Genomic DNA, 12343 nt, shown 5'->3' with positions numbered 1-12343 from the left:
AGTCGCCGACCGGCAAGATTTGACAAAGAACGCCACGCGTATAGCTTAAGACGTAAATGGGAGGAAAAAGAATGAAGCGACAGCAAATGCGCAGCCTGGTGATGGCTCTGATGCTGACCACGGCGCTGCCGACGGCCGCCGCTCACGCTCAGGCCGCGACCGCGAGCGCCTCGAAACCTTGGATGAACCCCAAGCTGAGCGCCGATCAGCGCGCCGACCTGATCGTTGCGCAAATGACGCAGGACGAGAAATTGACCCTGGTGTTCGGCTATTTCGGTTCGAACCAGGAGAAGCCCAAGTTCACGCCGCACGCCGAGGCCCGCATGGGTTCGGCCGGCTACATCCCCGGAATCGCGCGCCTGGGCGTGCCCCCGCAGTGGGAAACCGACGCCGGCGTCGGCGTCGCCACCCAGCGTGAGTCGAGCGATCCCTATCTGGAGCGCACCTCCCTGCCCTCGGGAATCGCCACCGCCGCGACCTGGAACCCGGACCTGGCCTTCAAGGGCGGCGCGATGATCGGCTCGGAGGCCCGCTCCTCGGGCTTCAACGTCCAGCTGGCCGGCGGCGTCAACCTGGCCCGCGACCCGCGCAACGGCCGCAACTTCGAATATGGCGGCGAGGACCCGCTGCTGGCCGGCGTGATGGTCGGGGCCCAGATCCGCGGCATCCAGTCCAACAACATCATCTCGACCATCAAGCACTGGGCGCTGAACGGCCAGGAGACGAACCGCATGACGGTCAGCTCCAACATCGCCGACGCGGCGGCCCGCCAGTCCGACTTCCTGGCCTTCGAACTGGCCATCGAGCAGTCGCAGCCGGGCTCGGTGATGTGCGCCTACAACCGCATCAACAGCGTCTACGCCTGCGAGAGCGACTGGCTGATGAACGAGGTCCTGAAGAAGGACTGGGGCTACAAGGGCTATGTGATGTCGGACTGGGGCGCGACCCATTCGACCGCCAAGGCCGCCAATGCGGGCCTGGACCAGGAGTCGGCCTACACCTTCGACAAGGAGCCCTTCTTCGGCGCGCCGCTGAAGGCCGCCGTGGCCGACGGCTCGGTGCCGCAGGCCCGGCTGGACGACATGGCCAAGCGCATCACCCGCTCGATGTTCGCCCACGGCCTGTTCGACCATCCGGTGGTCAAGGGCCCGATCGACTTCGCCGCCCACGCTAAGGTCACCCAGGCCGATGCGGAAGAGGCCATCGTCCTGCTGAAGAACGACGGCGGCCTGCTGCCGATCGCCAAGAGCGCCAAGAAGATCGTCGTGATCGGCTCGCATTCCGACGTCGGCGTGCTGTCGGGCGGCGGCTCGTCGCAGGTGTTCCCGATCGGCGGCATGGCGGTGAAGGGCCTGGGCCCCAAGGGCTTCCCCGGCCCGATCGTCTACCACCCCAACTCGCCGCTGAAGGCGCTGCAGGCCCGCAATCCCGGCGCCCAGTTCGTCTATGACGACGGCTCCGACCCGGCCGCCGCCGCCAAGGCCGCCGCCGGCGCCGACCTGGTCATCGTCTTCGCCCACCAGTGGGCGGCCGAATCCCAGGACTATTCCCTGACCCTGGCCGACAACCAGGACGCGGTGATCGACGCGGTGGCCTCGGCCAACGCCAAGACCGCCGTCGTGCTGGAAACCGGCGGCGCGGTGCTGATGCCGTGGCTCTCCAAGGTGGGCGCCGTGGTCGAGGCCTGGTTCCCGGGCGCCAACGGCGGCGAGGCCGTCGCCCGCGTCCTGACCGGCGAGGTCAACCCGTCCGGCCGCCTGCCGGTGACTTTCCCGGCCAGCGCCGACCAGCTGCCGCGGCCCGTCATCGACGGCGACAACAGCAAGCCCGAGCTGATGGTCGACGCGAACTACGACATCGAGGGCGCGGCGGTCGGCTACAAGTGGTTCGACAAGAAGGGCCACCAGCCGCTGTTCGCCTTCGGCCACGGCCTGTCGTACTCGACCTTCGGCTACAGCGACCTGAAGACCAGCGTCGCCGGCGACACGCTGACCGTCAGCTTCAAGGTGACCAACACCGGCAAGGCCGCCGGCAAGGACGTGCCGCAAGTCTATGTCGGGCCGAAGGGCGCTTCGAACTGGGAGGCGCCGCGTCGCCTGGGCGGCTTCAAGAAGGTCGACCTGGCTCCGGGCGCCAGCACCACGGTCAGCGTCAGCGTCGATCCGCGCCTGTTGGCGACGTTCGACTCCAAGGCCAAGACCTGGAACATCGCCGCCGGCGCCTACGAGGTGTCGCTGGGCGCCTCGTCCCGCGACCTGGGCGCCAAGGCCGACGTGACCCTGGCGGCCAAGACGCTGCCGGTTTCGTACGACGGCAAGTAGGACTACGGCCGGGGACGGGCGCCCGCGCCTGTCCCCGATCCCGCTATTTCGGCGCCGGCCCCGTCGAGGCTCGCACCATCAGCTCGAACGGCACCAGGGTGTTGCCGGCGATCTGTTTCTCGCCCGCCGCGCTGGCCGTGATCAGCATGTCGGCGGCTTTCTCCGCCATCTTCGCCACCGGCTGGCGCACCGCCGTCAGGGACGGGGCGCTGAGACGCACCCCGATCGTGTCGTCATAGCTGAGGATCGACAGGTCGCCCGGCACCGCCAGGCCGCGCGCCTGGGCGACGCTGACCACGCCCAGGGCCATCTGGTCGTTCGAGGCCATGATCGCGGTCGGCGGATCGGGCAGGTCCAGCAGGGCCCGCGCCCCGGCCACCCCGGCCTCGAAGGTGAAGTCTCCCTTGTAGATCCGCGCCTCGGGCACGGGATGGCCCGCCGCCTCCATGGTCGCCTCGAACGTCTCGACCCGCAGGATCGAGGACGAGAACTTGTAGTCGCCGGCGATCATGGCGATGCGCGTGTGGCCCAGTCCCAGCAGGTGCTTGGTCGCCTGGCGGGCGGCGGCGCGGTCGTCCATGTAGACCCGCGGCCCCTGCCCGCGCACCGGGGTGTTCAGGCGCACGAACGGGATACTTCGCTTTTTCAAGGCGCCCAGCACCACCGGGTTCTCGCAGTTGGGCGGCGTCAGGATCACGCCGTCGGGCTGCAGCGACGACAGCACGGCGGTGATCTGCTTTTCCAGCTGGTCCGATTCGCGGTCCACCAGCTCGAACATCAGGTGGTAGCCCGACTGCTCGCAGCGCAGCATGGCGCCGTACAGCATCTGGTCGATCCACTCGTTGCCGCGCTCGCTGCGCCAGTTGTCCAGAGTCAGGCGGCGGTCGTTGAAGGCCACCAGCAGGTACGAGCGCGACCCAGCCATGGTCCGCGCGGCCTTGCTGGGGCTGTAGCCCAGCTTCTCGACGGCCGCGAGCACGCGCGCCTTCAGGTCAGGGGTGACGTTGGGCTCGTCGTTGAGCACCCGCGACACCGTCTTGACCGACACGCGCGCCTTTTCGGCGACATGGATGATCGTGGCCGGCCGCTTCGCCATTCAGAATCCGTTCCCCCGGAGTTGCCCGCCGAACGTAGCTTCCGTGAAACACTCTGTCTGCCCCCACGCCGCTTGACGAGAATGGGAGCGGTATCATCTAAGAGCCATGGCCAATTCAACCCACTCCGACACCACGAGGACCGCGCCTTGACCATCACCGGTGAACTTCTGATCGACGGCGGCGCCCGCCCCGGAACCGGCGGCCCGATCCTGGCGGTCGACCCCAGCACGGGGAACGCCCTGGACGTCACCTTCGGCGGCGCGACCAAGGCCGACCTGGACGAGGCCTGCGCCCTGGCGGCGGCGGCCTTCGGTCCCTATCGCGCCACCTCGCCCGAGCAGCGCGCGGTGTTCCTGGAGACCATCGCGGCCAAGATCGAGGCGATCGGCGACGACCTGATCGTCCGCGCCATGGCCGAGACCGGCCTGCCCCGCGCCCGTCTCGAAGGCGAGCGCGGCCGCACCATGGGTCAGCTGCGGATGTTCGCCGGCGTGCTGCGCGACGGCGGCTGGCTGGAAGCCCGCATCGACCCGGCCCAGCCCGATCGCGCGCCCCTGCCCCGTCCGGACCTGCGCCTGCGCAACGTGCCGCTGGGCCCGGTGGCGGTGTTCGGCGCCAGCAACTTCCCCCTGGCCTTCTCGGTGGCGGGCGGCGACACGGCCTCGGCCCTGGCGGCCGGCTGCCCGGTGGTGGTCAAGGCCCACCCGGCGCACCCCGGCACCTCGGAACTGGTCGGCCGCGCCGTCCAGGCGGCCGTGAAGGAAGCCGGCCTGCCGTCGGGCGTCTTCGCCATGCTGCACGACGCGGGCATCGAGATCTCGCAAGGCCTGGTCGCCGATCCCCGCATCAAGGCCGCCGGCTTCACCGGCTCGCGCCGCGCGGGCCTGGCCCTGACGGCCATCGCCCAGGGCCGTCCCGAGCCGATCCCGTTCTACGCCGAGATGAGCAGCATCAACCCGGTCCTGCTCCTGCCCAACGCCCTGAAGGCGCGCGGTGCGGCCATCGCGCCCGAGTTCGTCGCCGCCCTGACCCAGGGCGCGGGCCAGTTCTGCACCAATCCCGGCCTGATCCTGGCCATCGACGGCCCCGAGCTGGACGCCTTCCTGGCGGCCACCGCCGAGGCCGTCGCCAAGGCCCCGGCCGGCCAGATGCTGACCCCCGGCATCTGCAAGGCCTACACCGGCGGCGTGAAGGCGCTGGCCGACACGGCCGGCGTCACCCAGGTGGCCCACGGCCTGGAAGGCGGCCACGGCCAGGGCCGCGCGACCCTGTTCGCGGTGGACGCGGCCACCTTCCTGACCACGCCTCACCTGCAGGACGAAGTGTTCGGCGCCGCCTCGCTGGTGGTCCGCGCCAAGGACCTGGCCCAGCTGATCCAGGTGCTGGCCGCCCTGGAAGGCCAGCTGACCATCGCCGTGCACATGGACGAGGCCGACACCGACCTGGCCCGCGCCCTGCTGCCGACCCTGGAGCTGAAGGCCGGCCGCGTGCTGGTCAACGGCTTCGGCACCGGCGTCGAGGTGGGCCACGCCATGGTCCACGGCGGCCCTTACCCGTCGACCTCGGACAGCCGCTCGACCTCGGTCGGCTCGCTGGCCATCTTCCGCTTCCTGCGCCCGGTCTCGTACCAGAACCTGCCGGCCGCCCTGCTGCCGCCGGAACTGCAGGACGCCAACCCGCTGGGAATTGCGCGTCGGGTGGATGGGAAGGTCGTGCTGGCCTAAGCCTCATGCACCGACCGGGGACAGGCACATGTGCCTGTCCCCGGTCGTTCCTAGGTAGCCACCCCGTATCCCCCGCCGCCCGGCGTCTCGATCACGATCGCATCGCCCGCCGCGACCTCCACCGCGTCCGTCGCGCCCAGCACGACAACCGAACCGTCCGCCCGCTCGAGCCGGGCCTTGCCCAGCGCGCCCTCGCCGCCGCCCGCCAGGCCGAACGGCGCCACGCGCCGGCGGTTCGACAGCAGGGTCGCGGTCATCGGCTCGCGGAAGCCGATCCGCCGCACCACCCCGTCGCCGCCGCGATGCGCTCCCGTCCCGCCCGAGCCGCGCCGGACCTGGAACGCCTCGACCAGCACCGGATAGCGGCTCTCCAGCACCTCCGGATCGGTCAGGCGGCTGTTGGTCATGTGGGTCTGGACCGCGTCGGCGCCGTCGAAGTCCGGCCCCGCCCCGGCCCCGCCGCAGATGGTCTCGTAGTACTGCCGCCGGTCGTCGCCGAAGGTGAAGTTGTTCATCGTGCCCTGGGCCGCGGCCATCACGCCCAGCGCGCCGTAGAGGGCGTCGACCACCACCTGGCTGGTCTCGACATTGCCCGCCACCACCGCCGCCGGATAGCGCGGCCGCAGCATCGAGCCCTCGGGGATCACCAGCTCGACCGGCCGCAGGCAGCCGTCGTTCATCGGGATCTCGTCGTCGACCAGGGTGCGGAACACGTACAGCGCCGCCGCCCGGCAGATCGAGGCCGGGGCGTTGAAATTGGTCGGGACCTGGTCGCTGGTGCCGGTGAAGTCGACCCGCGCCGTGCGCGCCGCCCGATCGACGGTGATGACCACCTTCACCACCGGGCCGTCGTCCAGTTCATAGGCGAACGCGCCGTCCGCCAAGGTCGCCAGCACGCGCCGCACGGCCTCCTCGGCGTTGTCCTGCACGTGGGCCATGTAGGCCTCGACCACGTCCTGGCCGAACTCGGCGACCATGCCGGTCAGGGCCTCGGCCCCGCGGGCGCAGGCCGCCACCTGGGCCTTGAGGTCACCGATGTTCTGGTCGGGATTGCGGGCCGGCCACGCGCCCGAGGCCAGCAGGGCCCGGACCTCGGCCTCCAGGAACCGCCCGCCCTCGACCAGCAGGAAGTTCTCGATCAGGACCCCCTCCTCCTCCACCGTGCGGCTGTTCGGCGGCATCGAGCCGGGGGTGATCCCGCCGATATCGCCCTGGTGGCCGCGCGCCGCGACGTAGAAGGTCAGCGCGCCCGACGCGTCGAACACCGGCATGACCACCGTCACGTCCGGCAGGTGGGTGCCGCCGTTGTAGGGGGCGTTGAGCATGTAGACGTCGCCGGGCTTCAGGCCTCGGCCGTCGTGCAGCCGTCTGTCGCGGATCGCCCGCACGCTGTCGCCCATCGAGCCCAGGTGCACGGGCATGTGCGGAGCGTTGGCGATCAGGTTCCCGTCGTGGTCGAACAGGGCGCAGGAGAAGTCCAGCCGCTCCTTGATGTTGACGGAGTAGGCCGTGTTCTGCAGCGCGAAGCCCATCTCCTCGGCAACGGCCATGAAGAGGTTGTTGAACACCTCCAGCATCACCGGATCGGCCTTGGTCCCGGCCGCCTGGCGCTTGGGCAGCGGGACGATACGCTCGAGGACCAGGTTCAGATGCGGATCGACCACGGCGCGCCAGCCGGGCTCGATCACCGTGGTGCCGGTGGCCTCGCGGACGATGGCCGGGCCCGCCACCTCGCCGCCGATCGGCAGGGCGGCGCGGTCGAACACCGGCGCGGCGTGCTCGGCGCCGGCCATGCGGACGGCCAGGGTCGCCAGGGGCTCGGGCTTGGTTTCCGCGCCGGCCCCTAGGTCTGGCGCGCCGCCCGCGTCGGTGTGGCCGACAGCCTCGACGGCCAGGGCCTCGACCACCAGCGCCGTGCTCGGCGAGGTGAAGCCGAAGCGCCGCTGGTGCAACGCCTCGAACGCCGAGCGCACGGCGTCGGGTTCGCCGAACGGCACGCGCAACGGGGTGTCGGTTCCGGCGTACTTGACCAGCAGACTGGCGATCGTCTCGACCCGTTCCAGGGGCACGTTCTGGGCGCGCAAGGCGGTCTCGGCTTCCGAAGCCAGGATGGCGGCGCGTTCGGGCAGGTCCGCCGCCTGCGCCAACGGCAATTCCACCGTCGCCTCGCGCAGGGTCCGCAGGTCGGCCAGGCCCATGCCGTAGGCGCTGAGCACCCCGGCGAAGGGATGGATCATGACCCTGGTCATGCCCAGGGCGTCGGCCACCAGGCAGGCGTGCTGGCCGCCCGCCCCGCCGAAGCAGGCCAGGACGTAGCGGGTGACGTCGTAGCCGCGCTGGATCGAGATCTGCCGGACGGCCTTGGCCATGTTCTCGACGGCGATGGTCACGAAGCCCTCTGCGATCTCGGCCGGCGTCATCGCCCTGCCGGTGGCGGCCTGGATTTCGCCCGCCATAACCTCGAAGCGCGCCACGACGATGTCGCGGTCCAGGCGCTGGTCGGCGTTCGGACCGAACACCGCCGGGAAGAAGTCGGGCGACAGCTTGCCCAGCATGACGTTGCAGTCGGTCACCGTCAGCGGTCCGCCGCGCCGGTAGCAGGCCGGGCCAGGATTGGCGCCGGCCGAGGCCGGGCCGACCCGGAACCGCGCGCCGTCGAACGAACAGATCGAGCCGCCGCCCGCCGCCACGGTGTGGATGTTCATCATCGGCGCGCGCATCCGCACCCCGGCCACCACGGTCTCGTAGGCCCGCTCGTACTCGCCGGCGAAGTGGCAGACGTCGGTCGAGGTGCCGCCCATGTCGAAGCCGATCACCCGCTCGAACCCAGCCTGGGCGGCGGTCTTGGCCATACCGACTACGCCGCCGGCCGGCCCCGACAGGATCGCGTCCTTGCCCCGGAAGGCCCTGGCGTCGGTCAGGCCGCCGTTGGACTGCATGAACAGCAGCCGCGTGTCTCGACCCAGCGCGCCGGCCACCTGGTCCACGTAGCGGCGCAGGATCGGCGACAGATAGGCGTCGACCACCGTGGTGTCGCCGCGGCCGACCAGCTTCATCAGCGGGCTGACCTCGTGGCTGACCGAGACCTGGGCGAAGCCGATCTCGCGGGCGATCGCCGCGACGCGGGCCTCGTGATCGGTGAAGCGGAAGCCGTGCAGCAGCACGATGGCCACGGCCCGGAAGCCGGCGTCGAAGGCCGCCTGGAGGTCGGCGCGGGCGGCCGCCTCGTCCAGCGGACGCAGCACTGCGCCCTCGACGCCGACCCGCTCGTCGATCTCGACCACGCGGGTGTAGAGGGCCTCGGGCTTGACGATGCGGCGGTCGAACAGCTTGGGCCGGGCCTGGTAGCCGATGCGCAGGGCGTCGGCGTGGCCCCGGGTGATGGCCAGGACCGTGGGCTCGCCCTGGCGTTCGAGCAGGGCGTTGGTGGCGACGGTGGTGCCCATCTTGACCGCGTCGATCCCGCCCCCACCCTCAAGCAGGGCCCGTACGCCGGCCACGGCCGCGTCGGCATACTGCTCGGGGTTCTCCGACAGTAGCTTGTGGGTCAGCAGGGTCCCGTCGGGACGCCGCGCGACGATGTCGGTGAAAGTGCCGCCGCGGTCGATCCAGAACTCCCAGCCGCGGTCGGTCATCAAGGTCCCCTTCGTACAGGACCCTTTTGGCGCTGAGCCCCGCCCGCATCAAGGGCGGGCGGGCCTCGCCGCGTCAAAGCACGTGGAACAGGTACAGCAGCAGGATGATCGGCAGCGGGATGCCCAGCAGCCAGAGGAAAATGCCCTTCATCGAAGCCTCCTAGACGCTGGGCGTGATGACGACGCGGGCGCGTCGATGCCAGACGGGATGGCGGGCGCCGAGGCGACCGCCGGCGACGGCGCCGATCGCGCCCAGGACCATGGTCGCCACGCCCCACCAGGCCAGGCTGGCGGTGACGTCGGCGGCCTTTTCGGCCGCGGCCTTGGCGTCGGCGTCGCTGACCCGGTCGTCCGGGCCCGAGGCGTCGTCGGCCGCCGTGGCGTAGGCCGTCACCGCCGCGTCGCCGCCGTGCAGCAGGCCGCCGACGCTGGTGCCGAGGCCCGCGAAGGCCAGGACGAAGGCCACGCCCCAGACCGCCAGGCCCTGGAACAGGCCCCGGTGATGGTCCGGATACTTGGCGGCGCGCGCGGCGATGAAGGCGCCGACCTGCAGGGCCACGGCGTTGGAGAACGCCACCCAGAGACCGCCGCCCACCGTCAGGGCCTTGGCGTCACCGCTGTCCATGGTCCACGGATTGGCGGCGGTCGCGCCGATGGCCAGGCCCAGCAGATTGAGCAAGGCCCCCAGCGCGATGGCCACCGCCACGCCCGCGAACACCGCGCCCCACGAGATCAGCGGGTGCGCATAGACGTCTTCGTGAAACTCCGATGGCGATAGGTCGCTCATCTTCAGTCCTCCCAGTTCAGATGCGGAAGAACGGAGCGGATGGACTTTCGGTTGCCTTAGCCCTTGAAAGCCTCGATCCCGGCCCAGACGCCCAGGACCAGGAAGATCAGGGCCGCGCCCAGACGGACGTATTTCAGCGGCACGATCTTGGTCGCCGCCTCGCCCAGGTACACGGCCGGGATGTTGGCGGCCATCATGCCCAGGGTGGTGCCGGCCGCGACCCACAGCACGTCGTGGAAGCGGGCGCCCAGGGCGACCGTGGCGATCTGGGTCTTGTCGCCCATCTCGACCAGGAAGAAGGCGATGGTGGTGGTCAGGAAGACGCCGTAGCGACCGCCGCCGCCGGGCATGTCGTCGTCGGCCTTGTCGGGGATCAAGGCCCAGGCGGCCATGGCGATGAACGAGACGGCGATGGCCCACTTGAACCAGACGCCATCGAAGAAGCCCGAGACCAGCGAGCCGGCCAGGGCCGCCAGGGCGTGGTTAGCCAGGGTGGCGACGAGGATGCCCAGGATGATCGGCACGGGCTTCTTGAAGCGGGTGGCCAGGATGATGGCCAGGAGCTGGGTCTTGTCGCCGATCTCGGCGATGGCCACGACGAGGGCCGAAACGAGCAGGGATTCCATGATCTAAAACACCGTCCGGGCTGAGCGCACGCCAATAGCGTCGGAGACCCCGCCCAGCCCGGAACGGAAACCGACGCCATTGGTCTCGCCGCGGAAGCGTCTCGTCGCTTCCTTCGCCCGCGCCATGCCCTCTTCCAGTCAAGAAAGAGAAGAGCAAGTGTGTTGACGGCGGGCCCCGCTGATAGATGCGGGCGGCTACTCCCCAAAAGTGCGGGCTACCTAGACGCCTGGGCGGGCGGGGTCAACCTCGGTGCGTCCCTACACCGCGGCCGGGGCGTCGAAGCGCATGGCGTGGATCGACACCCGAACCTTGCCGCCGGTGAAGCTGCCGCCCGCGGCGGTGATCACCACGGGCGTGTCGGCGTAGTAGGCCGTCGGGCCGATGATCCCGACATTGCTGGCGTTCTTGGCCACGCCCAGCGACGAGCCGAACTTGGCCGCGTCGCCCGACACGCCGCAGCTGTACGAGGTCACCCCGGTGACCGCCACGCTGGTGCGGGTCGAGACGCCCAGCACGATCGCGCGGTTGGGAATCGCCACCGTCGTGGCCACCGAGGCGCCCGACAAGGTCACCTCCTGCTCGAGGATCTCGAACCGGGTGGCGGCCAGGAACGGCGAGCGGGCGGCGGTCAGGGCCTTGAAGGTCGAGGACAGCGGGGTCCAGGCCTCGCCGTCGTGGATCAGGGCCAGGCCCTCGTCGATGATCCAGGCCAGCCAGCCGGCCTTGGGGGTCAGGGTTTCCCAGATCCCGTCGGCATAGCGGGCCAGCAGGCCGGCGGCGGTCCCGAGCCACGCCGCGCCGGTCGCGCCCGATGGCAGGATGTGCATCGCCCCGTCGGCGGGCGAGGCCGGCTGGGCGGCGGTCGTGCGGCTCTGCACGGCCAGCTGCACCAGGCCGTCCAGCTTGCCGAGGGCCTCGTTGACGGTGATGTGCTTCTGGGCCTGGCCCGCGGCCACGAAGGGCAGCGACAGGCGGGGCGTGACGTCGTTGGACATGGGTCCTCCTGGAGGGTTTGAACCCCTCCAGTGTCCCCCCGCCCGGAGTCCCCGAGGACCGACGCGCGTCGATCCCCGCGGCGTCCCCGCCTACTGGGCCGCGAAAGCCAGGCGGTTTCCCGAAGTCAGGGCCGTCTTGGCCGCCAGCTCCGCCTTCGCATCCTCGTACTGCTCCGCGAACTTGGCGACCAGTTCGCCGGCCGACAGCACCGCGTCGATGGCGCCGACGCCCTGGCCCGAACCCCAGATGTCGCGCCAGGCCTTGGCTTCCTGGTTGCCGCCCGAGCCGAAGTTCATGGCCGACGGGTCGCTGACCGGCAGGTTCTCGGGGTCCAGGCCCGCCCGCACGATCGACTGGCGCAGATAGTTGCCGTGCACGCCGGTGAAGAGGTTGGAATAGACGATGTCGTTGGCCCGGGCCTCGACGATGGTGTCCTTGTAGCCCTGCGGCGCGTTGGCCTCCTTCGTGGCGATGAAGGCCGAGCCGATATAGGCCAGGTCCGCGCCCATGGCTTGGGCTGCCAGGATCGAGCGGCCCGAGGCGATCGAGCCCGACAACGCCACCGGCCCGTCGAACCACTGGCGGATCTCCTGGACCAGGGCGAACGGCGACAGGGCGCCGGCGTGGCCGCCCGCGCCGGCCGCGACCGGGATCAGGCCGTCCGCGCCCTTCTCGATGGCCTTGTGGGCGTGCTTGTCGTTGATCACGTCGTGCAGGGTGATCCCGCCGTACGAGTGGATCGCGCCGTTCAGGTCCTCGCGGGCGCCCAGCGAGGTGATCACCACCGGGACCTTGTACTTCACGCAGAGGGCGACGTCCTCCTCCAGGCGGTTGTTGGTCTTGTGGACGATCTGATTGACCGCGAACGGGGCCGAGGGCGCGTCGGGATTGGCCTTGTCGTAGGCCGCCAGTTCCTCGGTGATCCGCGCCAGCCACTCGTCCAGCTGCGAGATCGGCCGGGCGTTGAGCGCCGGGAACGAGCCGACGATACCGGCCTTGCACTGGGCGATCACCAGGTCCGGATTGCTGATGATGAACAGCGGAGACGCGATGACGGGCAGGCGCAGGCGGTCGCGCAGGATCGGCGGCAAGGCCATGGAAGACGTCTCCTTTGGGGCGGCCGCTCCGGGCCGCTCATGTAAACACTGTTAGCTTA

At 70.4% G+C, this 12343-nt stretch carries 8 protein-coding genes; 2 read left to right on the top strand and 6 right to left on the bottom strand.

Annotated features, from left to right (window positions below; translation table 11 throughout):
- Positions 1–71: 71 nt before the first annotated feature.
- On the top strand, positions 72–2321 hold the full coding sequence (locus BR39_RS0100155) for a glycoside hydrolase family 3 protein (RefSeq protein ID WP_029907005.1): 2250 nt from the start codon (positions 72–74) through the stop codon (positions 2319–2321).
- A gap of 43 nt (positions 2322–2364) precedes the next feature.
- Here the strand turns inward: BR39_RS0100155 and BR39_RS0100150 are convergent, their stop codons facing one another.
- On the bottom strand, positions 2365–3417 hold the full coding sequence (locus BR39_RS0100150; RefSeq protein WP_029907004.1) for a LacI family DNA-binding transcriptional regulator: 1053 nt from the start codon (positions 3415–3417) through the stop codon (positions 2365–2367).
- A gap of 147 nt (positions 3418–3564) precedes the next feature.
- Between BR39_RS0100150 and BR39_RS0100145 the strand changes: the two genes are divergently transcribed.
- The gene (locus tag BR39_RS0100145; protein ID WP_029907003.1) at positions 3565–5142 is read left to right on the top strand and encodes an aldehyde dehydrogenase (NADP(+)); all 1578 of its coding nucleotides are present in this window, start codon (positions 3565–3567) and stop codon (positions 5140–5142) included.
- 50 nt (positions 5143–5192) lie between these two features.
- Here the strand turns inward: BR39_RS0100145 and BR39_RS0100140 are convergent, their stop codons facing one another.
- The 5 genes from BR39_RS0100140 to BR39_RS0100115 form a co-directional block, all read right to left on the bottom strand.
- Positions 5193–8777, bottom strand: a complete 3585-nt coding sequence (locus BR39_RS0100140) for a hydantoinase B/oxoprolinase family protein (protein WP_029907002.1) — start codon at positions 8775–8777, stop codon at positions 5193–5195.
- Positions 8778–8937: 160 nt separating this feature from the next.
- Positions 8938–9564, bottom strand: a complete 627-nt coding sequence (locus tag BR39_RS25560) for a hypothetical protein (protein ID WP_051695007.1) — start codon at positions 9562–9564, stop codon at positions 8938–8940.
- 56 nt (positions 9565–9620) lie between these two features.
- Positions 9621–10190: a TMEM165/GDT1 family protein gene (locus BR39_RS0100125; RefSeq protein WP_029907000.1), complete on the bottom strand. Its 570-nt coding sequence runs from the start codon at positions 10188–10190 to the stop codon at positions 9621–9623.
- A gap of 258 nt (positions 10191–10448) precedes the next feature.
- Complete coding sequence (locus tag BR39_RS0100120) at positions 10449–11186, bottom strand: DUF2793 domain-containing protein (protein WP_029906999.1); 738 nt, start codon at positions 11184–11186, stop codon at positions 10449–10451.
- Between the two features lie 90 nt (positions 11187–11276).
- Positions 11277–12284: a nitronate monooxygenase family protein gene (locus tag BR39_RS0100115; RefSeq protein WP_029906998.1), complete on the bottom strand. Its 1008-nt coding sequence runs from the start codon at positions 12282–12284 to the stop codon at positions 11277–11279.
- Positions 12285–12343 lie beyond the last annotated feature (59 nt).

The organism is Caulobacter sp. UNC358MFTsu5.1 (assembly GCF_000712075.1).
Lineage (GTDB): Bacteria > Pseudomonadota > Alphaproteobacteria > Caulobacterales > Caulobacteraceae > Caulobacter.
Note: the sequence above shows the minus strand (reverse complement) of the source record. Positions and strands in the feature narration are given on the sequence as shown.